This window comes from Paraburkholderia pallida (assembly GCF_004524855.1).
Lineage (GTDB): Bacteria > Pseudomonadota > Gammaproteobacteria > Burkholderiales > Burkholderiaceae > Paraburkholderia > Paraburkholderia oxyphila.
This window is the reverse complement of sequence record NZ_CP038150.1, coordinates 725088-748088: the sequence shown is the minus strand read 5'-3', so window position 1 is coordinate 748088 and position 23001 is coordinate 725088. Positions and strand designations below refer to the sequence as shown.

Annotated in this window: 17 protein-coding genes and 1 rRNA gene; 16 read left to right on the top strand and 2 right to left on the bottom strand. The window is 63.1% G+C overall.

What is annotated here, in order from left to right; translation table 11 throughout:
* Window positions 1–88: 88 nt before the first annotated feature.
* A complete protein-coding gene (locus E1956_RS30005; RefSeq protein WP_134756054.1) occupies window positions 89–1105 on the bottom strand; it encodes an ABC transporter substrate-binding protein in 1017 nt (338 codons plus the stop codon).
* Window positions 1106–1333: 228 nt separating this feature from the next.
* Here E1956_RS30005 and E1956_RS30000 point away from each other — a divergent pair, with 228 nt between their 5' ends.
* From E1956_RS30000 to E1956_RS29930, 15 genes are all read left to right on the top strand, one after another.
* Window positions 1334–2347: a LysR substrate-binding domain-containing protein gene (locus E1956_RS30000; RefSeq protein ID WP_134756052.1), complete on the top strand. Its 1014-nt coding sequence runs from the start codon at window positions 1334–1336 to the stop codon at window positions 2345–2347.
* Between the two features lie 1005 nt (window positions 2348–3352).
* Window positions 3353–4360 carry a LysR substrate-binding domain-containing protein gene (locus E1956_RS29995; RefSeq protein WP_134756050.1) on the top strand — a complete coding sequence of 336 codons (1008 nt, stop codon included), beginning with the start codon at window positions 3353–3355 and terminating at the stop codon, window positions 4358–4360.
* Window positions 4361–4681: 321 nt separating this feature from the next.
* Window positions 4682–5722 (top strand): Bug family tripartite tricarboxylate transporter substrate binding protein, encoded by a 1041-nt coding sequence (locus tag E1956_RS29990; protein WP_134756048.1) that lies wholly within the window; start codon window positions 4682–4684, stop codon window positions 5720–5722.
* A 27-nt stretch (window positions 5723–5749) separates the two neighbouring features.
* Complete coding sequence (locus E1956_RS29985; protein ID WP_134756046.1) at window positions 5750–6604, top strand: amidohydrolase family protein; 855 nt, start codon at window positions 5750–5752, stop codon at window positions 6602–6604.
* 62 nt (window positions 6605–6666) lie between these two features.
* Window positions 6667–8706 carry a tripartite tricarboxylate transporter permease gene (locus E1956_RS29980; protein WP_134756044.1) on the top strand — a complete coding sequence of 680 codons (2040 nt, stop codon included), beginning with the start codon at window positions 6667–6669 and terminating at the stop codon, window positions 8704–8706.
* Window positions 8707–8777: 71 nt separating this feature from the next.
* Entirely contained in the window at window positions 8778–9308 is a 531-nt protein-coding gene (locus E1956_RS29975) for a carboxymuconolactone decarboxylase (RefSeq protein ID WP_134756042.1), read from the top strand.
* The gene (locus E1956_RS29970; RefSeq protein WP_134756040.1) at window positions 9308–10576 is read left to right on the top strand and encodes an MFS transporter; all 1269 of its coding nucleotides are present in this window, start codon (window positions 9308–9310) and stop codon (window positions 10574–10576) included. Before E1956_RS29975 ends, E1956_RS29970 begins: the two co-directional genes overlap by 1 nt.
* A gap of 87 nt (window positions 10577–10663) precedes the next feature.
* Complete coding sequence (locus tag E1956_RS29965) at window positions 10664–11875, top strand: MFS transporter (protein ID WP_134756038.1); 1212 nt, start codon at window positions 10664–10666, stop codon at window positions 11873–11875.
* Window positions 11876–12571: 696 nt separating this feature from the next.
* On the top strand, window positions 12572–13543 hold the full coding sequence (locus tag E1956_RS29960) for a PhnD/SsuA/transferrin family substrate-binding protein (protein ID WP_134756036.1): 972 nt from the start codon (window positions 12572–12574) through the stop codon (window positions 13541–13543).
* Window positions 13544–13565: 22 nt separating this feature from the next.
* Entirely contained in the window at window positions 13566–14591 is a 1026-nt protein-coding gene (locus tag E1956_RS29955) for an amidohydrolase family protein (protein WP_134756034.1), read from the top strand.
* Between the two features lie 32 nt (window positions 14592–14623).
* Window positions 14624–15469 (top strand): amidohydrolase family protein, encoded by an 846-nt coding sequence (locus E1956_RS29950; protein ID WP_134756032.1) that lies wholly within the window; start codon window positions 14624–14626, stop codon window positions 15467–15469.
* 69 nt (window positions 15470–15538) lie between these two features.
* Entirely contained in the window at window positions 15539–16396 is an 858-nt protein-coding gene (locus E1956_RS29945) for an HpcH/HpaI aldolase family protein (RefSeq protein ID WP_134756030.1), read from the top strand.
* Window positions 16396–17946: an acetolactate synthase large subunit gene (locus tag E1956_RS29940; protein ID WP_134756028.1), complete on the top strand. Its 1551-nt coding sequence runs from the start codon at window positions 16396–16398 to the stop codon at window positions 17944–17946. The genes E1956_RS29945 and E1956_RS29940 overlap by 1 nt, the downstream gene beginning before the upstream one ends.
* A 19-nt stretch (window positions 17947–17965) precedes the next feature.
* Window positions 17966–18844 (top strand): type 2 periplasmic-binding domain-containing protein, encoded by an 879-nt coding sequence (locus E1956_RS29935; RefSeq protein ID WP_134756026.1) that lies wholly within the window; start codon window positions 17966–17968, stop codon window positions 18842–18844.
* 63 nt (window positions 18845–18907) lie between these two features.
* On the top strand, window positions 18908–20497 hold the full coding sequence (locus E1956_RS29930; RefSeq protein WP_134756024.1) for an aldehyde dehydrogenase (NADP(+)): 1590 nt from the start codon (window positions 18908–18910) through the stop codon (window positions 20495–20497).
* A gap of 71 nt (window positions 20498–20568) precedes the next feature.
* On the opposite strand, the gene E1956_RS29925 is transcribed toward E1956_RS29930, so the two are convergent.
* On the bottom strand, window positions 20569–20895 hold the full coding sequence (locus E1956_RS29925; protein ID WP_134756022.1) for a DUF4148 domain-containing protein: 327 nt from the start codon (window positions 20893–20895) through the stop codon (window positions 20569–20571).
* Window positions 20896–21377: 482 nt separating this feature from the next.
* Here E1956_RS29925 and E1956_RS29915 point away from each other — a divergent pair.
* A 16S ribosomal RNA gene (locus E1956_RS29915) occupies window positions 21378–22904 on the top strand.
* Window positions 22905–23001: the final 97 nt, after the last annotated feature.

The following is a 23001-nucleotide window of genomic DNA, read 5'->3' as shown; positions in this document are numbered from 1 at the left end:
CGCAGCATACGGCATGCCCCGCTTTCCTCGCACCCCAAAATGCCGGATACCGATCCAGCGTTCTGGGGTGTTTTTTCGCGTGGCGGGTTTAGCCCGACAGCTTCGCCGCGGCTTCGGCTGCCGACATGTCGGCCACCTCGGCGAACGATTGCTTGTGCTTCAGGCTCCCCAGTCCGATATCCATGTCCTGCAGATAGCCGATGTCGTCGGCGCTCAGCGACAGATCTCTGGAGTAGGGCCGTTGCGCCTGGTTGAAATCCCAGATCGCTTGAGCCGAGGCACGGTCGAACGGCTTTTGCGCATGCTTGCGCGCTTCGAAGAAGGCGTCATGGGCGGCCGGCGACATCAGGTAGTCGTATAGCGCCCCGTAAGCGGCCATCACCGCGACCATGCCATCGTGCTTGTCACGGAGTGCGGAGTCCGACGCATAGGCCGTCTGGAAAATGCATCTCGGCAGCGCCTGCCACACGTTGCCCTCGCTGACGACCACCAGCCCATCCTTGTCGTTCAGATGCGAAATGCTCGCGCAACAGGCATCGGCCTCGCCCTTGACGACGGCCTCATAACACTGCTCGTTGCTCCCCTTGTTGACGAAATTGATCTGCCTGGCGTCGATATCTTTTTCTTTCAGGAGTTGCAGCATCAGCATATGCAGCAGGCCCAGCTTCGGGCCGACCGCGACTGTCTTGCCCTTGAGATCGGGAAGCGCCTGAATGCCGTTGGGTCGTGCAAAGACCGTCAGTGCGCACTTCTTCATGCCTGCACCGACGATCTTGACGCTGGCGCCTTGCTCGATTCGCGATAGCACCCCGTCGTACCCCGACACCATGCAGACATCCGCCGACCCGGCCACGATGGCATTGAAGGGGCCCGTGGATCCGGGCGCCTCGACGATACGCGCCTCGACGCCGAATTGCCTGAAGTAGCCTTGCTGTTCCATTAGCGCATTGAGCGTGGCGTTCTCGAGTCCCGGGTTGCTGACGATCGTGAGTTGGGTAGCGGCGGCTCGCGCGACGTACGGGGCTGCCAATCCGCCCGCAGCGAGGCTTAGCCCGAGCAACCCGGTGCTGCGCAAGAAGCGGCGGCGGGTGCATGTCTGGGTCATCGGCAGTCTCCGTGCGCCGGCCTGTCCGGCGAATTGTCATACGTGGAAAAGTTGGGCGCGCAATCGCATGAGCCGCGGAGCGCATCGCGAGGCGTGAATGCGGAACGGAATGATTTGTGCGCGTGAGAAGCCGCCCGGTTGCGGATCTTGCCAGCGAGCGGCGTGCGAGTCGATTGAGTAAAATTGCCTTATGCTTAACCAGATGGTAAATGCGCAGGAGTAGGCGACGTGTCAGAGCTCGATTGGTTCCTGCAGATCAACCTCAAGGCACGGCACTTGCGGCTGCTCGTGGCGGTCGACACGTATCGCAACCTGACTCAGGTGGCCGACGTCACGCATGTCACGGTGCCGGCCGTGTCGAAGTCGCTCGCCGAACTCGAAAAGGGGCTCGGTCTGCCGCTGTTTTCGCGCACGGCGCAGGGCTTGATGCCCACGCAGTATGGGGATTGCCTCATACGCCACGCGCGCGCGATGCTGGCGATCCTGCACCAGGCTCGCGACGAGTTGAAAGCGTTGAGCTCGGGGACCGAGGGCAAGGTTCACGTTGGCATGTTGCCGGCATCGGCCTCGGTGCTGCTGCCTCGGGCGCTGAGTCTCCTGAAGCAGCGCTCACCGGGCACCAACGTGATGGTGACCGAAGGGACGACGGCGTTGCTGCTGCCCGAACTTTGGCAAGGGCACCTCGATCTCGTCGTGGGGCGCCTGCCGGCGCCGGATACGCTTGGCAGCTTCGAGGAGAAGGAACTGCTCGAGGAGCCGGTCACGCTGGTGACGGGACGCCAGCATCCGTTGGCTCGCAGGAAGTCCGTGGAGTGGGCGGACCTGCGGCCGTATCCGTGGATATTGCCGCCGCCTGGCTCGATATTGCGTGATCCGCTTGAGCGGGCGCTTGAAGCGCATGATGTGCCGTTGACTACCAATTACATCGAGACGCTCTCGATTCATGTTACGCGTGCACACTTGCAGGTGTCGGATTTTATTGCCGTGATGGCTGGTGCCGCCGCTAATGACACCGCGCAGCCGCTTCATACGCTGCCGTTGAGTTTGCCTCGGTTGCTGCGCCCGGCTGGTGTGCTGTGGAATCGGAATCGTGGGCTTACGCCTAGTGCGCAGCTTATGCTCGCTTGTCTGGAGGAGACCGCTGAGCGGTTGAAGAAGGGGGCGCGCGGGGGGGCGCGGGAGGAGGTGGCCCCGGCCTCGGCCCCGGTCAAAGCCAGGCGGCGGCAAGCGGCGGGCGCATAGTATATGCGAGGGCGGGCGCATGGTATATGCGGGTATTCGGGCGTTGGCCTTAACTTGTATTCGCGGCGGGCCGCAGGCGTTGCCCCTGTGCGGGGCGGCACCTACTTTTCTTTGCAGCCGCAAAGAAAAGTAGGCAAAAGAAAGCGGCTCACACCGCCAGTGTGACGCCGTCCCCCACTGCCCTGTATATCGGAGCGGCTCCGGGGCGTCTGTCACCACTCGCCGTCAAACGGAGTGACTAAGGGCTCATCCATCCGGCGGCGCTACGCGCGCCGTGGGGCATAGCAAAAACCATTGGGATATACGCGTATTCGTGGGACTCCAGCGTATTCATATGGAAGGACTCTCGCGTATTAGTAGGACTCCGGCATATTCGCCCGGAACCATTCCTGCGCAATCGCCAATTTGCCCGGCAGAACTTCGCGCAATCGCCACGCAGCCCGCCCGGTTTTCCCTGCAGACCCTTCCGCCCGCGCGTAGCGCGTGGCGGGAAGAATGAGCCCCTTGTCACTAACGCGGAGTGAGCGAGGAGACGGATGCCCCGGAGCCGCTCCGAATGACAGGGCAGTGGTGGACGGCGTCACACTAGCGGTTTGAGCCGCTTTCTTTTGCCTACTTTTCTTTGCGGCTGCAAAGAAAAGTAGGTGCCGCCCCGCACAGGGGCAACGCCTGCGGCCCGCCGCGAATACAAGTTAAGGCCAAAGCGAGCACCGCAACAAAACTCTCAAATCAAGCGCTCAGCGCAATACACTCCGCAACCGGGCCCTGATGAGGGCCTAACTACGCCGCCCCAAGCGATTTAACCATTCACTCAATCCCCCCAACCCAATTTCTCAATTGACCGCCGTCGTCACATCAGCAAAATTCAGATCGCTCACCGAGCGACGCACATCGCGCATCGTGCATCCCCTACGACACCCGAAGCATGCCAGCGCGCAACCTCGCAGTCGATTGAGTAAAACGACCTCACGCTTAACGAGACGGTAAACCCGGCGGAGTAACAACGTGTCAGAGCTCGACTGGTATCTGCAAATCAACCTGAAGGCGCGGCACCTGCGGCTGCTCGTGACCATCGACACCTACCGCAATCTGACCCAGGTGGCCGACGTCACCCACGTCACGGTCCCTGCCGTATCGAAGTCGCTCGCCGAACTCGAACGCGGGCTCGGGCTCACGCTGTTCTCACGCACCACACAGGGCCTGATGCCCACACCATATGGCGATTGCCTGATTCGCCACGCACGCACGATGCTGACCGTCCTGCACCAGGCCCGCGACGAGCTGAAAGCCCTGAGATCGGGCACCGAAGGCAAGGTCCACATCGGCATGTTGCCCGCTTCGGCGTCCGTGCTGCTGCCCCAGGCGCTGAGCCTCCTGAAGCAGCGCTCACCCGGCACCAATGTGATGGTGACCGAAGGAACGACGGCGTTGCTGCTGCCCGAACTCTGGCAGGGCCACCTGGATCTGGTGGTGGGGCGCCTCCCGCCTCCGGATACGCTCGGCAGCTTCGAGGAGAAGGAGCTACTCGAAGAGCCAGTGTTGTTGATGACGGGCCATCATCACCCTTTGGCCCGCAAGAAAACCCTCGAGTGGTCGGACCTGCGTCCATATCCCTGGATACTGCCGCCGCCCGGCTCGATACTGCGCGATCCGCTCGAGCGAGCGCTCGAGGCGCACGAGGTCCCCCTGACCAACAACTACATCGAGACGCTCTCGGTTCACGTCGCGCGTGCGCAATTGCAAGTCTCCGACTTCATCGCCGTGATGGCAGGCACGCCGGGCGGCGACTCCGCGCAGCCGCTTCATACGCTTCCGTTGAGCCTGCCCCGGCTGCTGCGCCCGGCCGGCGTGCTGTGGAATCGCAATCGTGGCTTGAGCCCCAGTGCGCAACTCATGGTGGCGTGCCTGGAAGAGGCCGCCGAGCGTCTGCAGCCGGGGCCCGGCGCCCCATCGCGCGGTGCGTCCGTGCCCGCCAAAGCGAAGCGGCGCCACCCATCCACGACCGTGCAATAAGCCTCGCATTGAGGGCGCACGCGGGTGCGCGGCGCCCGCGCGCGCCGCTCGCGAGGGCAGGCACAATCGTTGCGCCTTGGCGCCCATTCCCGCGGTCTCGCTCGCGCCCATTGCAGCCGTGCCGTCCGAGGCTTAACCACTTAACCATTTGCTCAACCCCCCGGCCGTTTTTCTCAATTGATGTGCTGCAGCGCGCTGGCACAATCCATTGCATTCAATGCGCAAACAAACGGAGACGACGTGGCCCGGCATCGGGGCGGCGAGTGTCTTCGGCCCGCCACGATGGCGGATCGCGGATCAATTAGGGAGACATGGACGGCTATGAACTACAGGAGCGCACTGTGCGCTGTCGCGGCGCTCGTCAGCATCGCCGCGACAGCGGTTGCCGGACCGGTGTCGGGTCAGTCGGTCGAGGACTTCTATCACGACAAGACATTGACCCTTGTCGTGAGCGCCGACGCAGGCACGCCGACCGACATCATTGCGCGTCAGTTCGCGCGTTTCTTCGTCAAGTACATTCCTGGCCAGCCCCGCGCTGTGGTGATGAATGTCGTGGGGGCAGGGGGCATGGTTGCCGCCGCCTCGCTTGAGTCGAGACAACCCGATGACGGCACCGCGATTGGGTTCCTGCAGCGCAACAACCTCTATATTCCGCTGCTCGATCCGAGACAGAACCGGTTCGATCCGCGCCAGGTGCGCTGGCTCGGCAGTCTCAACAAGGTCGACTATTGCCTTGTCGCCATGACGCGCACTGGCGTGACGACGGCCGGCGATCTCTCCAAAAAGAAGATCTATGTTGGCGCGACCGGATTCTCCAACGAGGATCGCACGCTGCCTGCGCTGCTCAATCAATATCTCGGCACCAAAATGCGCGTCGTCCCCGGCTATACGGGGCGCGGCGAAGTCTATCTGGCCATGCAGCGCGGCGAAGTCGATGGCTGGGCTTCGACCGTCGACGGACTCCAGGAGGGCCCGCCGGTGCAGATGCTCGCCAACGGCAAGCTCAAAGTGCTGCTGGACTTCGGCTGGCAAAGCCCGCCCGAGTTTCCGAATGTGCCTAACCTGAGCACCTATATCACCGACCCCAACGTCAAGGCGCTGTTCAACCTGTTCCTGCTGCCGTTTCAGGCGGGGCGTCCCATCGCGGTGCCGAAGAATGTGCCGCAAGACCGGCTCGACGCACTGCGTGCGGCTTTCGCGAAGACCATCGCCGATCCCGATTTCATCGCGGCAATGAAGAGCGCGGGGTATCCGATCGATCCAGTCGATGGTGGCGCGGTTGAGCAAATCGTCAACAAGTTGTACGCCACGCCCGCGCCGCAGATCGAGAGCGCGCGCAAGCTCATCTTCAGTCCCGACTGACTGCCATCTCCACGAGGTTCAATCAACATGAAGTACGAAATAATCGACATTCACCCCCATATCATTTCGACGGACACCGAGCGCTACCCGATCGCGCCGCAGCACGGGCACCGTTCGAACTGGTCCGCCACGCGTGCAGTCGCGTTCGAACAGATGATTGCGGAGATGGACGAGGCAGGGGTTGCGAAGGCCGCCATCGTGCATTCATCGACGACATACGGCCACAATAACGCGTACGTGGCCGACTGCGTGGCGCAGCAGCCCAAGCGGTTCACCGGCGTCTATTCCTTCGATTTGCTGGCGCCCGATGCGCTGAGGACCTTCGATTACTGGCTGGCGCATGGCATGGGTGGCATCCGGCTCTTCACCGGCGGCGCGACCCACCAGAGTGACGGGAGCTGGCTGGTCGACCCGGCGACCTTTCCCATCTGGCAGCGTTGTGCGGATATCGGCATGACCATGGTGGTTCAAACGACGCTGTCCGGTTTGCCGATGGTGGCCGAGCTGGCCGAACGTTTCTCGACCGTCAAGATCGCTCTCGATCATTGCGCTCGACCCGTTCTGGACGATGGCCCGCCGTATGCCGCCTGTGCGGAGCTGTTCGATCTGGCGAAATACGAGAACGTCTATCTGAAGATTACGCCGCGTACCTTCGATCTCGCCCAGGCGGCGCCGGGCGGGGCCGATGCGTTTTTCCCGCGCCTCGTCGAGGTATTCGGCGCGGACCATCTGGCCTTCGGCTCGAACTATCCGGCCTCGGCGGGTCCGCTAAAGAAGCTGATCGATCAGGGGCACACCTGTTTCGCAGCACTGAGCGATGAGGAGCGCGCATGGGTCTGGGGCCGCACGGCGAAAGTCCTCTATCCCTCGCTTGCCGATTGAACCATGGCCTCGCAGGCACACCGGGTGCGCCTGCCGCGCTCGCCCGCACATCAGGATGACTCATGCATTACTTCAACGACGCAACGCTGATGGCAGCTGGCCACGCGCTATCGACGATCCTGCAATTCAACCGTCTGATCTTTCTGGTGTTCGGCGTCATGGTCGGGCTCGCAATCGGATTGTTGCCGGGCATCGGCGGGTTGACCGGCTTTGCGCTGCTGGTGCCGTTCACCTACACGATGGATCCCTACGCGGCCTTTGCGATGCTGCTCGGCATGGCCTCGGTCATTACGACGTCGGATGTGATCCCGGCGGTGCTCTTTGGCGTGCCCGGCCACGCCGCTTCGCAGGCGACGGTGCTGGACGGTTTGCCGATGACGAAGCGCGGTGAGGCGTCGCGCGCGCTGAGTGCGTGCTATACGTCTTCGCTGCTCGGCGGGCTGATCGGGGCGGTCATCCTCGCTTTCGCGTTGCCGCTGGTGCGGCCGTTCGTACTCGCCATCGGTACGCCGGAGATGCTCGCGTTGACGCTATTCGGCGTCTCGATGGTGTCGGCCCTGTCGGGCAACGCGCCGCTCAGGGGTGTCGTGGCCGCCTGCTTCGGCATTCTGGTGGGCATGATCGGCACCAATGTCGAGACCGGGCAAATGCGCTGGACCGGCGATCTGCTCTATCTGCAGGACGGCATCCCGCTCGTGCCGATCATTCTCGGCATATTCGCGCTGCCCGAGCTGTGCGAGCTCGCGATCCGGCGCACGGCGATCGCCGACAACGTGCAATTCAGCTCGCGCCAGGGCATGCGGCAGGGCGTTGCGGACAGCCTGCGCAACTGGTTCCTCGTTTTGCGCTGCGGCGGGCTGGGCGCGGTGCTCGGGGCGGTCCCAGGCATTACCGGGGCGGTGACGGACTGGATCGCGTACGGTCACGCGCTGCAAACCGCGAAAGGCGCGAAGGAGACCTTCACCACGGGCGATGTGCGCGGTGTGATCGCGCCGGAAGCGGCCAATAATGCACGCGAAGGCGGCAGCCTCGTGCCGATGCTGTCGTTCGGTGTGCCAGGCGGTGCGGCGCAGGCCATCCTGCTCGGCGCGATGATGGTGCACGGGTTCATCCCGGGGCCCGATATGCTCACCAGGCACCTCGCGATGACTTACTCGATGGTCTGGTCCATTGCGCTCGCCAACATCTTTGGCGCGGGCCTGTGCTTCCTGCTCAGCGGGCAATTCGCCAAGATCTCGACGCTGCGTTACACACTCATCCTGCCGGTCATCATGCCGATCATCTATGTCGGCGCGTTCCAGGGCTCGCGCAGCTGGGGAGATCTGTTTGTTCTGCTGATTGCCGGCGTGATCGGCTGGACCATGAAACGCCTGAAGTGGGCGCGCCCGCCCCTGATTCTCGGCCTCGTGCTCGGCGTGCTGATGGAGCGCTACATGTCGATCTCCTTCATGCGCTATGGCACGTCCTGGCTGGCGCGTCCGGGTGTCATGGTGCTGCTGATCCTCGCGGCGCTGGTGTTCTTCAATCCGCTGTTCAAGCTCATGCGCAGGGGCCGGATTGCGCGGCTGCGGCCGAGCGGCAAGATCGCGCTCAAGCCCGAGGACCTTGTCTATGTTTTCTTTATCGGCATTGGGATCTACATGCTGGTGAGCGCGCAAAGCTGGCTCCTCATGGCCAGGATCGGGCCGACGGTCATCGCCAGCATTCTCGTGATCGCCGGGACGAGCAGCTTCGCATACAAGCTTTTCTTCATTCCGGCACAGCATGGCGAGTCCAATGTCGGCGGCGTTCATATGGATATCTCGGGCGACCATGGCGAAAAGATGCCGAACAAGGTGGTCCTGCTGCGGGCCGCGAAGTTCTTTGGCTGGTTCCTCGCCTTTCTGGGTTGCATGGGCTTGATCGGCATGATCCCGACGGTGCCGCTGATGATCGTGGCCTTCATGCGCGTCGAAGGCGGTGAGCGGTGGCGCCTGAGCCTGATCGTGGCGGCCTGCGTGACGGCACTCCTCTACGTCATCTTTGGCCAGCTCATCCATATCCCCTGGCCGAGCAGTCTGCTGGGTCAGTGGTTCCCCGCGCTGGCGTTGGGGGGCGCGTAACGGTCTGGTTGCGCCGCTTGCTTGCGAGCCGGCGGCGTAGCGAATCTTTTCACTGGAAGGAAATCCAAAGCATGACTGACAATCGACTCGCACGTATCGACCCGGAAACCGCCACCGACGAACAGAAAAAAGTCATCGCGCGGCTGGGTGAGGGGCGGGGCCGCATTCCCACGCCGTTCAATATCTGGCTGCACAATCCGCATCTGGCCGAAGGCATGGAGATCATCGGCACGCACGTCGACCGCTCGCCGGTGCTGAGCGAGGCGGAGAGCGAGGTGGCGATACTTTCCACGGCGGTTTTCTGGAACGCACCTTATGTCATTGCCAACCATCGACGCCATGCGCTGAAGGCCGGCGTGCCGGAAGCGGTGGTCGCCGCCATCCTCGAGAAGCGGCGGCCCGAAGCGGCCGAGGGACGTCTCGGCCTGGTCTGCGATGCGGTCTGCGATATGCTCGCCGGCGGCATGATCGAAGACGCGCGCTTTGCCCGTTACGCGGCTGGGCTCGGGCGTGCGGTGATCGCAGAGCTGCTCATCACCATTGGCTATTTCACCTCGATCTCGCTCGCCATGAGCCTGCACGCGCTCGAGCCCAAGAGCTGATGGACCACGTGACCGTGCGACCCGACACCAGGCGGCGCGAGAATCGCTGGGGCATTCTCGTGCTGCTTGCGCTCGGGCTGATGATCTCGTTCACGGACCGCACGAGCATGTCCGCCGCGCTCGCGGACGCCCATTTCGTACGAGGATTTGCGCTGACACACGTCGAACGCGGCTGGCTGGGCTCCGCGGTATTCTGGTTCTACGGACTGCTGCAACTGCCGATGGGCTGGCTGGTCGATCGCTACGGCGTGAAATGGCCTTACGCGACCTGCTTTGCATTGTGGTGCGTGGCGGCGGCGGCCACCGGCATCGTCACCACGCTTTCGGCGCTGATCCTCGTGCGCGTGATGATCGGCGCTGCCGAAGCCGTGGTTGTGCCCGCGACCTATCGCTATCTCGCCAACAATTTCGATGAAACGCGCAAAGGGACGGCGCTCGGGATCTACTCGGTTGGCGGCAAGATGGGGCCGGCGCTCGGCGCACCGATCGCGGCCTGGCTGATCGCCACGAGTTCGTGGCAGGCCATGTTCATCGTCACCGGCCTGGCCGGCCTGCTCTGGCTGGTGCCGTGGCTGCTGATGCTCGACAACGATTTCCCGTCCAGTGCCGGGCTGGCACAGGCGAAGCAACGGGCGGCCGCCGTGCCGCTCGCCAACCTTTTGTCGAGCCCGGTGGTGTGGGGCGGCTTGATCACCAACTTTTGCTACAGCTACTTCATGTTCTACTGCATGACGTGGATGCCGGCGTATCTTGTCGAGCAGCGCGGCCTCTCGCTGCAGCAATCGGGGCTCTATACCTTCTTCAGCTTCGCAGGCATCGCGATGGTGGGGATGCTGGCCGGCTGGGCAGCGGACCGGCTGATCGCGCGCGGCCTCGACGCCGTGGCGGTGCGCAAATCGTTCATCGTGGCCGGCTTTATCGGCGGCACGACGGTCTTGCTGGGGGCGTACGCATCCTCGCCGGAGATGGCGCTGATGTGGAACGTGGTCTCCCTCTCGCTGCTCGGTCTCGTGACGGCGAACAATCTTGCCCTCGTCAAGCTCACCTTGATCCCGAAACAGGCGGTTGGCCTGAATACCGGCTTGCAGCAAGTGGCGACCAGCCTGGCAGGTGGCGTGTCCGCCAGTCTCTCGGGCTGGCTGCTCCATCTGGGAGGCAGCTACACGCTACCCATGCTGGCGATTTTCGTGTTCCTGGTGCTGGGTGCAACGAGCACGGTGGTGTTGCTGCAATGGAAATGGGCACCCAAAGTCAACGAGATTGCTTGACGGGGTGTGCCGCCGCCCAATGCGTCGACCTCCCCAGACATGCCTTCGCACCAACCGTAAGCTTCACGCATTCGCATTTTAAATCGCATGACTAACGTGTTTAGCCACGCGCCGTTTGCGCGCTTCCTGAGCGCTCGCGTGGGATCCATCGCCGCTCAGCAGATGCTGATGCTGGCCATCAGCTGGCATATGTATGACCTGACATCGAGCGCCTGGGATCTCGGCCTCGTTGGGCTCTTCCAGTTCATTCCAGGGCTGGCCACAACGCTCTTCGCAGGCCATTGCGCCGATCGCATGCACCGCGGCCGCATCGTCGCCGTCTGTCTCGCTGCGCAAGGCGCCACGGCAGTGCTGCTCGCGGTGTCGACCTATATGCACTTCGTGACGCGCGATGTGCTGCTCGGGCTCTCGCTCGTTCTCGGCGCCATCCGGCCGTTCCAGATGGCGGGGCAGCAGGCGCTGCTGCCAATGCTCATTCCCCGGGCGTTGCTCGCGCGAGCGATGGCGTTGAGCACGGTGGGGCAGCAGGTATCCGTCATCGCCGGGCCGGCTGTGGGCGGCTTGCTGTTCGCGATCGGCGTCAACGCGGTCTACGTGACCTGCGCGACGCTATTTTGCGTGAGCGCCGCCATGTATGCGCTCATTCGCTACGACTACGTCCCGCCGCCGCGCGAGCCCGTCACGGTCGAGACGATACTCGCGGGCCTGCGCTTCGTCTGGAGCCATCACTTGCTGCTGGGCGGCATCTCGCTCGACTTGTTCGCTGTCCTGTTCGGCGGTGCGACGGCGTTGCTGCCCGTCTACGCAAAGCACATCCTCCACGTGGGGCCGCAAGGGCTAGGGTTGCTGCGCTCGGCGCCGGCGCTGGGGGCGCTCTGTGTCGGCCTCATGTTGTCGCGCCGCACCATCCGCAGCGGTGTCGGCAAGAAGTTGCTGCTTGCGGTTGCCGTTTACGGGATCAGCATTGTCGGCTTCGGACTGTCCCGGTCGTTTCCCGTTTCGCTCGTGCTGCTGGCGATCTCGGGCGGGGCCGACACAATCAGCGTCGTCGTGCGGCAGACGCTCATTCAACTGGAAACGCCCGATCGCATGCGCGGACGCGTCGCCGCGGTAAACACGCTGTTCGTTGGCGCGAGCAATCAACTGGGCGAATTCGAATCCGGCGTGACGGCCACGGCATTTGGCGTCATCGGCTCCGTCGTGTTCGGCGGATGCGCGACGATCTTGATCAGCGTTGCATGGAGCCGCCTGTTCAAGCCGCTCGCGACGCGCGAAACCCTGCACCGGCTTGATGTGTAGAGCAGGTTAACGTTCCGGTTAATCGCCCCTCCCATTACTTCAATAGACCGCATTCGCGAACGGCTCGAAGATATCCATACCGCCTTAACCTTCCCGTATGGGCATCAAGGCGGGTGGTTTCGCATTCGACGTGGAATCCGGCCTTTCGTCATCCATGCTGTATCCGCCTGACGGCCAGCGCGATCCACGCAGCACGGAGCATCTTATGAGCAGTCAGTGCAATTCCCTTCGGGCGCTCGTCAACGACTGGTTTGGAGACGGCTGGAATTTTCGGGTAAGCCGGCCGGAGCGCGCACGCGATCTGCCATGGCGAGTGGTCAGGGTCGAGGTGCTGCGTTCGTCTGGAACGTTGGCCATTCTCTTTTTTCGCCATGGCGACGGCTCATGGTGTGTCTATCCACCTCCCGCGCTTCGGCCCTCAATGAACTCGCTGCGCCTTGCTGCGTAATTGCGGGCGCTTTTGCGCGCCTGAATATACGTTGAGCGCAGGCACGGTGCGCACCTCAGCCGTTTTACCGTTTGGTTAACCCTGAAGCTGTTTTACTCAATCGACTGGGGGAAACGGCGCTGGCAAGATTCCAATGCGCCCACTAATCAAGCCATGAGTGTCGCGGCCAGGATGCCGTACAGAACGTACGCCGGCTCTACCGATGCGTGAGCAATCGGTCGACACCGCAAACCCATCAGGAGAGACGCATGTCAGCAAAGGTTCACCTCAAGATCGCCATCGCCGAGTTTCCGCATACCGCCGCAATCCGTGACGGGACCATTCCCATCGAAGGCGTGGACGCCGAGTTCGTCACGGTGAAGCCCCAGATCGGCGCGTTCCGCCGCATGGTGCGCGACGTGGAGTTCGACGTGTGCGAGCTCGCGCCCACCACCTACATCATTGCCCGCGCTTACGGCGCGCCATTCATCGGACTGCCGATTTTCGTCACGCGCCGTTTCCACCATAGCGGGTTGCTGGTGAACCCGAAGGCGGGCATCAAGACACCGAAGGATCTGGAAGGCAAGCAAGTGGGCGTACGGGCGTATTCGGTGACCACCGGCGTGTGGACGCGCCAGGTCCTGATCGACGAGTTCGGTCTCGACAGCTCGAAGGTGACCTGGGTGGTCGACGACGAGGAGCACGTCACGCAACTGGAGCTGCCGCCGAATGTGATTCACGCTCCAGCGGGCACGTCGCTTGCAGACATGATGGCCAAGGGCGAGCTCGTCGCGGGCTTTCACGGCAACGCGGGCATAGGCCGCACCGGCGACCCGACCGGCGGATGGAAGGAGGTCGATGCCGACTATCCCGATCTGTTCCCGAATGCGGCCGAGCTGGAGGCGCAGTCGTATGCGCGTACCGGCGTGTATCCGATGCACGGCACCATCGTCGTGAAGGACTCGGTGCTGGCCGAGCATCCCTGGGTGGCCAAGTCGATCTACGACGCGTTCGAGCAGGCCAAGAAGGAATGGCTGGCGCGTCTGGACGCCGGTGAAGCCACCAGCGCCGGCGACAAGAAGTATCTGAAGCTGCGCAAGATCGTCGGCCACGACCCGCTGCCCTACGGCATCGAGGAGAACCGCAAGACCATCGAGGCGCTCGAAGCCACCGCCTTCAAGCAGGGCCTGACGCCGCGCCGCATGTCCATGGACGAGCTGTTCGTCGATCCCCGCGCCTGATTTCAGAACGGAAGCCAAGAAAATGATCATTGATTGCCACGGTCACTTCACGACGGTCCCGGCATCGTTTCGCGACTGGCGCGCGAAGCAGATCGACTCCGCCAACGACCCGGCCAACGCGCCGGCGCTCTCGGGCGCCCATGTCTCCGACGACGAGATCCGCGAGGGCGTGGGCAATGGCCAGTTGCGCCTGCAGAAGGAGCGCGGCGGCGACCTCACGCTGTTCTCGCCGATCGCCGGGCTGATGAGCCACCACCTCGGCAACGAGCGCACGAGCCTCGAGTGGGCCGAAGTGTCGAACAACCTCGTGCGCCGCGTGTGCGATCTCTATCCGGAGAATTTCGTGCCGGTTTGCCAGCTGCCGCAGTCGCCGCTGGCGCCGCCGAAGAACTCCGTTGCCGAATTGCGCCGCTGTGTGGAGGAGATGGGCTTCGTCGGCTGCAATCTGAATCCGGATCCGAGCGGCGGCTACTGGACCGGCAAGCCGATGACGGACCGCGAGTGGTACCCGCTTTACGAGGCGCTGTGCGACCTCGATGTGCCGGCCATGATCCACGTGGCGGCGTCGTGCAACCCGTGCCACCACGGCACCGGCGCGCATTACCTGAACGCCGATACGTCGGTCTTCATGCAGCTGCTGCAAGGCGACGTGTTCAAGGACTTCCCGACGCTGCGCTTCGTGATCCCGCACGGCGGCGGCGCGGTGCCTTATCACTGGGGCCGCTACCGCGGCATGTCGCTGGAGATGGCCAGGCGCCCACTCGAAGGACTGCTGAGCAATGTCTTCTTCGATACCTGCGTCTACCACCACCCGGGCGTGGAGCTGCTGACCAAGGTCGTGCCCACGAGCAACGTGCTGTTCGGCTCCGAGATGATCGGCGCCGTGCGCGGCCGGGACCCGAACACGGGCGAGTACTTCGACGACACCAAGCGCTACATCGACGCCTGCACGGCGCTCTCCGATGCCGACCGCCACGCGATCTTCGAAGGCAACGCGCGCCGCGTGTATCCGCGCCTCGACAAGCACCTCAAGGCCCGAGGCCTGTGAACCTGAAACAGGCCGTTAGCTGGACGGACACCATGAACATCATCGACATTCATCCGCACATCATCTCGGACGACGAGAAGCGTTACCCGCCCGCGCCGCTGTTCGGCAAGCGCTCGGACTGGTCGCAGGAGCGTCCCAATACCGTCGAGGCGCTGATCAAGGCCATGGACGAGGCCGGCGTCGCGAAGGCCGCGGTCGTGCACTCCTCGACGACTTATGGCTTCGACAACAGCTACGTCGTCGACGGCTGCAACCAGTACAAGGACCGGCTCGTGGCGGTGGGCTCCGTGGACATGCTGGCAGACGACGTGCCGGCTGTCATCAAGGCATGGGCCGACAAGGGCCTTGCCGGGCTGCGCATCTTCACCGGCGGCTCGACCAAGGATTTCGACCCGAGCGAGCTCGACAACCCCAAGTCGTTCAAGGCGTGGGAGATGCTTACCGAACTGAAGCTGCCCATGTGCATCCAGACCGGCCCGATTGGTCTGCCGCAGGTGCGCATGCTGGCAGGGAAGTTTCCCTCGGTGAACATCATCCTCGACCACCTCGGCCGCCCCGATGTGCTCGACGGGCCGCCCTATGCGAGCGCCGATAGCCTGTTTGCACTGGCAGACCTGCCCAACCTCTACCTCAAGCTCACGCCGCGCATCTTCGGCGACGTGAAAAAGGAGAAGGCGAGCGCGGAGACTTTCTTCCCGCGCGTGGTCGCGGCCTTTGGCGCGGATCGGCTCGCCTGGGGCTCGAACTTCCCGACTTCGCCGGGCACGCTCACGGAGATCCTGAGGATCGCTGAGCAAGGGCTTGCCTGCCTGCGCGAAGAAGACCGCGCCTGGATCTTCGGCAAGACCGCGCAGAAGCTCTACCCGGCCTTGGGTTGAAGCCCGAAGCCACCCACCGCGCGCATCGCCAACCAGAGCGACGCCGCGCAGCAAGAAAGAGAGATTCTTATGTCGACCACCCGCCTCAATGGCATCATCCGCGCCTTCGAATCAGGCAAGGCGGCGCACGCAGCCTTCGCCAAACTCGACAAGCAGACCGCCATCGAAATGAGCGACTCGCCCTATGACGGCCTCGTCTTCGAGATGGAGCACAACCCTTACGACGTGAGCGCGCTCGGCGACGCGCTGCAGTACATGTTGAGCCGCAAGCAGATCGCGGAGGCCGCGTCGGTGGCGCCGAAGGTGACGCCGCTCGCACGCATTCCGGCCAATGGCGCCGAGATGAACCAGAGCTTCGCCAAGCAGGTGCTCGATCGCGGCGTCTACGGCGTGATCTGGCCGCATATCGCGACTGTCGAGCAGGCCTGCAACGCCGTCGCGTCGTGCCGCTATGCGCGGCCGAAGCATGCGCCGCTGTACGAGCCCAAAGGCGTGCGCGGCGACGGCCCGGCCAATGCGGCGCGCTACTGGGGCCTCTCTATGGAGGACTACTATGCAAAGGCGGATGTCTGGCCGCTGGCGCCGCAGGGCGAGCTCCTCGTCGGGCTGATGTGCGAAAGCACGCAGGCCATCGAGAACCTCGACGACATGCTCGCCAACGTGCCCGGAATCGGCTTCATTTTGATCGGCGAAGGCGACTTGAGCCAGGAGCTGGGTCTCGCGCGTCAATACGAGCACCCGGAAGTGCAGGACGCGATGCGCCGCATTGCCGAGACTTGCCGCAAGCACAACGTCGTCGTCGGCAATCCGCACGTCACGGCCAGGAACCACCGGCGCTTGCAGGAAGAGGGCTACCGCTTCCTGATGTCGGCGCCACAGCGCACGTATGGCGTGGTGGGGCTCGCACGCGAAATGGCTGGCTACTGATGAACGGCGCGCAAACTCTCGTTTCGACGCTGGTCGACCAGGGCGTGGACATCTGCTTCGCCAACCCGGGCACCTCGGAGATGCATTTCCTCGCGGCGCTGGGCGAGAACCCGAAGATGCGCAGCGTGCTGTGCCTGTTCGAAGGCGTGGCCACCGGCGCCGCCGACGGCTGGTACCGGATGAAGGACAAGCCGGCCTCGACGCTGCTGCATCTCGGGCCGGGGCTGGCCAATGGCCTCGCGAACATCCACAACGCGAAGCGCGCAGCTTCGGGGATGGTCAATGTGGTCGGCGAGCATTCGGTGTCGCATTTGAAGTACGACCCGCCGCTGACCTCCGACATCGAGGGGCTCGCGCGCCCGCTGAGCCACTGGGTGCGCCGCGCCGAATCGCCGGACACGGTCGCCTGGGATACTGCACAGGCCGTGGCGAAAGCCAGTGAGCATCCGGGCCAGATCGCCACGCTGATCCTGCCCGGCGACACCTCCTGGCAGCAGGCGGGGGCCGCGCCGGTGCTGCCGCCCACAGCTGCGGCCACGCGCAAGACGCCGCGCGCCGAACGCATCGAGCATGTCGCCCGCGTGTTGCGTTCGGGCGAGCCGGCGCTGATCGTCCTCGCCAACAAGGCGACGCGCGGCGCGGCACTCGAGAAGGCCGGCCGCGTGGCCGCGGCCACGGGCGCGCGGCTCGCCTCGCAGTTTTTCACCGCACGCATCGAGCGCGGCGCGGGCCGCGTGCCGATCGCGCGCATTCCCTATGCGGTCGCGCAGGCCACGGCCTTCCTCAGGGAGTTCAAGCACATCGTCACGGTCGAGACGAAGGAGCCCGTCGCGTTCTTCGCCTACCCGGACAAGCCCAGCCTGCTCAAGGCCGAGGGCACGCAGGTGCACACGCTCGTCGAGGCCGACGAGGACAGCCAACTCGCGTTCGACATGCTGCTGCAGGCGCTTGGCGCATCCGCCACGACACCGCTCGTGCAGGCGCGCATCGAGACGCCAGTGCCAACGGGCCCGCTCAACCCCGCGAGTATCGCGCACGCGCTGGCCGCGGCGCTGCCCGAGCACTGCATCGTCGTGGACGAATCGCTGACGACGGGCCGCGAGTCCATGGGCCTGACCATGGGCGCGCGGCCGCACGATCTCATCAACAACATGGGCGGCTCGATCGGCTACGCCACGCCCGTGGCCACAGGTGCCGCGCTCGCGTGCCCCGATCGCCGGGTGTTCTGTATGGTCGGCGACGGCAGCGCGATGTACACGATCCAGTCGCTGTGGACCCAGGCGCGCGAGGGGCTGAACGTCACGACCATCATCTTCGCCAATAACAGCTACGCGATCCTGAAGGCCGAGTACGCGAACATGGGCGCGGGCTCGCCCGGTGAGCGCGCGCTGTCCATGATCGACATCGACAAGCCGCGTATCGACTGGCTGGCCATGGCGAAAAGCATGGGCGTACCCGCCGTTGCCGTCGAGACGGCGGAAAGCTTCTACGAGGCCATGGCCCGTTCGACCCGCGAGCCGGGCCCCTGCCTGATCGAAGTCAGGCTCTGAACCTAACAAGGAGATCTTTATGGCGCTGACGCTGCGCACCAACCTGGCCGACTATGCGGTCACCCAGGCGATGAAGGATGGCCGCGTGCAGTCCGACCTCGTCACGCTCGACTACTGCGGCCCCACGCCCGCGCACAACGGCTTCAAGGCGATGGTGCGCGAGAACCAGTTCGATGCGGGCGAGCTCGCGATCGTCACCTACCTGCAGGCCAAGGCCTTCGGCAAGCCTTACGTGCTGCTGCCGGCGCCGATCTCGGGCCGCTTCCAGCACCACTGCGCTGGGTTCAACATCGACTTCGGCCACCTCGATCCCAAGGATATCGAGGGCAAGAAGGTTGGCGTGCGGACCTATGCGCAGACCACCGGCCTGTGGATTCGCGGCGTGCTGCGCCACGAATACGGCGTGGACCTCGACAAGGTCACGTGGATGACGCTCGGCGACGGCCACCTGGCCGAGTACGAGGACCCGGAAAACTGCGTGCGTCTGCCGGCCGGCTCCAACAGCGCGCAGATGATGCTCGACGGCCAGCTCGACGCGGCCCTGCTTGGCGAAGACATGCCCAAGGACCCGCGCGTGCGCACGCTGGTGCCCGACCCGCACAACGCCGCCAGGGCCTGGTACGAGCGCGCCGGCTTCGTGCCGATCAACCATATGTTCGTCGTGCACGAGCAGGTTTCGAAGCAGCGCCCCGAGGCCGTTCGCGAGATCTACCGCATGATCGCCGAGAGCCGCGCACTGGCCGAAGGCAGCACGCCCGCGGTGTTCCCGCCGCTGGGTCTGGAGGCAAACCGCAAGGGCTTGCAGACGGCCATCGATTGGGCGCTCGATCAGAAGATCATTGCGCGCCGTCTTTCGGTTGATGAACTTTTCGACGATGTGACGGGCAGTCTCGGTTGACGTCTTCAGGAATGAAGTCGTTCGCGAATTTTGCCGTGCTTGCTTGTTTATAAGGATGTCGAAATGAATTTATACGGCGAAATGCTGATTGGCTTCGCATCGGTGCGCGGCACCGAAGGTGTGCGGCGCGCGTTCAATCCCGCGATCAACGCCGAAATCGCGGTGCCCGAGTTCGGCATGGGCGGGGCGGCGGAAGTCGAGCGCGCGGCGAGACTCGCCGAGCGGGCATTCGATACCTTTCGCAATCTGCCGCTCGAGGAGCGGGCGCGCTTCCTTGAGGCCATCGCCGAGAACATTGTCGATACAGGCGAAGCGCTGATCGAGCGTGCGCATGCGGAAACCGGTTTGTCAGTGGCGCGGCTTCAGGGCGAGCGCAGCCGGACGGTGGGGCAGTTGCACCTGTTTGCCAGGGTCGTGCGTGACGGGCGCTTCCTCGGTGCCACGGTGGACCATGCCCAGCCCGAACGTCAGCCGTTGCCGCGCGCCGATCTGCGCCTTGCGAAGGTTCCGCTCGGTCCCGTTGCTGTGTTTGGTGCGAGTAACTTTCCGCTTGCCTTCTCGGTCGCCGGGGGCGACACCGCGTCGGCGTTTGCCGCCGGCGCGCCGGTCATCGTGAAGGCGCACGGGGCGCATCTGGGCACGTCGGAACTTGTCGGGCGCGCGATCCAGAAAGCGGTCCGGGATTGCGGGCTGCCGGAAGGCGTGTTTTCGCTGCTCTTTGGCGCTGGCCGGGAACTCGGCGAGGCGCTCGTGGCGCACCCCACGATCAAGGCGGTGGGCTTCACGGGATCGCGGCAGGGCGGCCTTGCGCTCATGCGTATCGCCAATGCGCGTCCCGAGCCGATTCCGGTCTACGCGGAGATGAGCAGCATTAACCCCGTGTTCCTGTTTCCAGGCGCACTCGCAAGGCGTGCTGAAGCCATCGGCAAGGGCTTCGCGGATTCGCTGACGCTCGGGGTGGGCCAGTTTTGCACGAATCCGGGCCTGGTGTTCGCGGTCGATGGACCGGATCTCGATCGCTTCGTGGATTCGGCAGCGCAAGCGCTCTCCACGAAGTCTGCACAGACCATGCTGACGCCGGGGATCTTTGAAGCGTTCTGTTCCGGCACCCGGGCGGTGGAGGGCGTGCAGGGCGTCAGGAAGGTTGCACAAGGGCAGGCGGCCGGGGCGCTCGCCAATGCCGCCGAAGCCTCCCTTTACGTCACCGATGCGAAGCGCCTGCTAGCTGCGCCGGAACTCGAGTCGGAAATGTTCGGGCCGGCTTCTATTGTTGTGCGAGCAACAAATATCGAGGAGCTTGTTGAGGTTGCCGAGCATGTGGAGGGGCAGTTGACCGTCACGCTCCAGATAGAGCCTGACGATTACCCACACGCACGGCGTCTGCTGCCCGTACTCGAGCGCAAGGCGGGACGCATTCTGGCGAACGGTTTCCCGACGGGTGTCGAGGTGTGCCATGCCATGGTCCACGGAGGTCCGTTCCCGTCCACCTCGAACGCGATGTTTACTTCGGTCGGTGCCACGGCGATCGAGCGCTTTCTGCGACCGATCTGTTATCAGGACCTTCCGGATACGCTCCTTCCGGAGGTCGTGAAGGAGGGCAATCCACTCGGCCTCTCGCGCATTGTTGACGGGGAACTCATTTGCACCCGGTGATCGCGACGACTTGGCCCCGGTGCAGGCGGCAACATGCTTTGGGTGGATGGGCTGGCGTTCTCAGGCAGATCTCACTGTTGCGCACTTGTGCTTGAGTGATCAGGCGCAGCCGCAAGCGTGTTGCCCGCGCCCGGCAGGCAGTCAGCCCGATATTTTGCCTGCAATCGCTGTTCAGCCGCTTGCAGTTCCTGGGGGTAGTCGTCGTCGTCTTCCGGGTAATAGCCCACCGCCTCGAGCTCCTTGAGTTCGTTTTGCAACTGCTGATGGGTCACCGGGTGCTTGGTACGAACGAAAGGGTAGTCCTGGCATTGCTGCGGGGTGAGCTTCGCGGACGCAAATGCGGGAGAAGCGAGGAGGGACAAGAGGGCAAAGAGTGCGGTGCGTCGGGGGGTGTTCATGATCGGCTATTCCAGTGCATCGATGCTGCAAAGGCTACGCCGACCGAAAGAGCAAAACCGATTCACGCAGATTAAGGATATTTCATCTGGGTTCCACGCCTGGCGCGTTCCTGCGTCGCGAGCCAGTTGCCCGGCCTGGCCGGGGTTTTTTCGTCGCGAAGAACCGCTGTAGCGACCCCAGAAATAAATATTTCAAAATCGCTTGACGAAGAGTTCCCGGGTCTTCATAATTCGCCTCCTTCGCTGATCGCTGCGAACGAAAACGAAGCGATTAAGACGAATTGCTCTTTAAAAATTTACAGCCGATAAGTGTGGGCGCTTGATGAGTTTCAGCGGCCTGACTGGTTCTTCGGAGCCGGACAGGAGTAGCGAAAGTATCAAGAGTCTCACACTAAAGTAAGTCAGGTTTTTGAATTTATTCAAATTCCTGTCAGCTTTGAGTGAGCGACCGGTTCGAAAGAACCGAAAACAGTAACAGGTTTGAACTGAAGAGTTTGATCCTGGCTCAGATTGAACGCTGGCGGCATGCCTTACACATGCAAGTCGAACGGCAGCGCGGGAGCAATCCTGGCGGCGAGTGGCGAACGGGTGAGTAATACATCGGAACGTGTCCTGTAGTGGGGGATAGCCCGGCGAAAGCCGGATTAATACCGCATACGATCTACGGATGAAAGCGGGGGATCTTCGGACCTCGCGCTATAGGGGCGGCCGATGGCGGATTAGCTAGTTGGTGGGGTAAAGGCCTACCAAGGCGACGATCCGTAGCTGGTCTGAGAGGACGACCAGCCACACTGGGACTGAGACACGGCCCAGACTCCTACGGGAGGCAGCAGTGGGGAATTTTGGACAATGGGGGCAACCCTGATCCAGCAATGCCGCGTGTGTGAAGAAGGCCTTCGGGTTGTAAAGCACTTTTGTCCGGAAAGAAATCCTTTCGATAATACCGAAGGGGGATGACGGTACCGGAAGAATAAGCACCGGCTAACTACGTGCCAGCAGCCGCGGTAATACGTAGGGTGCGAGCGTTAATCGGAATTACTGGGCGTAAAGCGTGCGCAGGCGGTGATGTAAGACCGATGTGAAATCCCCGGGCTTAACCTGGGAACTGCATTGGTGACTGCATCGCTGGAGTATGGCAGAGGGGGGTAGAATTCCACGTGTAGCAGTGAAATGCGTAGAGATGTGGAGGAATACCGATGGCGAAGGCAGCCCCGGGCCAATACTGACGCTCATGCACGAAAGCGTGGGGAGCAAACAGGATTAGATACCACGGTAGTCCACGCCCTAAACGATGTCAACTGGTTGTCGGGCCTTCATTGGCTTGGTAACGTAGCTAACGCGTGAAGTTGACCGCACGGGAGTACGGTCGCAAGATTAAAACTCAAAGGAATTGACGGGGACCCGCACAAGCGGTGGATGATGTGGATTAATTCGATGCAACGCGAAAAACCTTACCTACCCTTGACATGTACGGAATCCTGCTGAGAGGTGGGAGTGCCCGAAAGGGAGCCGTAACACAGGTGCTGCATGGCTGTCGTCAGCTCGTGTCGTGAGATGTTGGGTTAAGTCCCGCAACGAGCGCAACCCTTGTCCCTAGTTGCTACGCAAGAGCACTCCAGGGAGACTGCCGGTGACAAACCGGAGGAAGGTGGGGATGACGTCAAGTCCTCATGGCCCTTATGGGTAGGGCTTCACACGTCATACAATGGTCGGAACAGAGGGTTGCCAAGCCGCGAGGTGGAGCCAATCCCAGAAAACCGATCGTAGTCCGGATCGCAGTCTGCAACTCGACTGCGTGAAGCTGGAATCGCTAGTAATCGCGGATCAGCATGCCGCGGTGAATACGTTCCCGGGTCTTGTACACACCGCCCGTCACACCATGGGAGTGGGTTTTGCCAGAAGTGGCTAGTCTAACCGCAAGGAGGACGGTCACCACGGCAGGATTCATGACTGGGGTGAAGTCGTAACAAGGTAGCCGTATCGGAAGGTGCGGCTGGATCACCTCCTTTCCAGAGCTCATCGCTCAAGCTTGTTAAAGCGCTCACACTTTTCGGCTGTACGAAGACGGATACGAAATCGTATCGGCTGTCGTTCTTTAACAATCAG

What these genes read in the sequence shown, in the direction of transcription:
- E1956_RS30005 (WP_134756054.1), bottom strand. Translation starts at nt 1,105, where the DNA reads ATGACCCAGACATGCACCCGCCGCCGCTTCTTGCGCAGCACCGGGTTG.
- E1956_RS29990 (WP_134756048.1), top strand. Translation starts at nt 4,682, where the DNA reads ATGAACTACAGGAGCGCACTGTGCGCTGTCGCGGCGCTCGTCAGCATC.
- E1956_RS29985 (WP_134756046.1), top strand. Translation starts at nt 5,750, where the DNA reads ATGAAGTACGAAATAATCGACATTCACCCCCATATCATTTCGACGGAC.
- E1956_RS29980 (WP_134756044.1), top strand. Translation starts at nt 6,667, where the DNA reads ATGCATTACTTCAACGACGCAACGCTGATGGCAGCTGGCCACGCGCTA.
- E1956_RS29975 (WP_134756042.1), top strand. Translation starts at nt 8,778, where the DNA reads ATGACTGACAATCGACTCGCACGTATCGACCCGGAAACCGCCACCGAC.
- E1956_RS29970 (WP_134756040.1), top strand. Translation starts at nt 9,308, where the DNA reads ATGGACCACGTGACCGTGCGACCCGACACCAGGCGGCGCGAGAATCGC.
- E1956_RS29965 (WP_134756038.1), top strand. Translation starts at nt 10,664, where the DNA reads ATGACTAACGTGTTTAGCCACGCGCCGTTTGCGCGCTTCCTGAGCGCT.
- E1956_RS29960 (WP_134756036.1), top strand. Translation starts at nt 12,572, where the DNA reads ATGTCAGCAAAGGTTCACCTCAAGATCGCCATCGCCGAGTTTCCGCAT.
- E1956_RS29955 (WP_134756034.1), top strand. Translation starts at nt 13,566, where the DNA reads ATGATCATTGATTGCCACGGTCACTTCACGACGGTCCCGGCATCGTTT.
- E1956_RS29950 (WP_134756032.1), top strand. Translation starts at nt 14,624, where the DNA reads ATGAACATCATCGACATTCATCCGCACATCATCTCGGACGACGAGAAG.
- E1956_RS29945 (WP_134756030.1), top strand. Translation starts at nt 15,539, where the DNA reads ATGTCGACCACCCGCCTCAATGGCATCATCCGCGCCTTCGAATCAGGC.
- E1956_RS29940 (WP_134756028.1), top strand. Translation starts at nt 16,396, where the DNA reads ATGAACGGCGCGCAAACTCTCGTTTCGACGCTGGTCGACCAGGGCGTG.
- E1956_RS29935 (WP_134756026.1), top strand. Translation starts at nt 17,966, where the DNA reads ATGGCGCTGACGCTGCGCACCAACCTGGCCGACTATGCGGTCACCCAG.
- E1956_RS29930 (WP_134756024.1), top strand. Translation starts at nt 18,908, where the DNA reads ATGAATTTATACGGCGAAATGCTGATTGGCTTCGCATCGGTGCGCGGC.
- E1956_RS29925 (WP_134756022.1), bottom strand. Translation starts at nt 20,895, where the DNA reads ATGAACACCCCCCGACGCACCGCACTCTTTGCCCTCTTGTCCCTCCTC.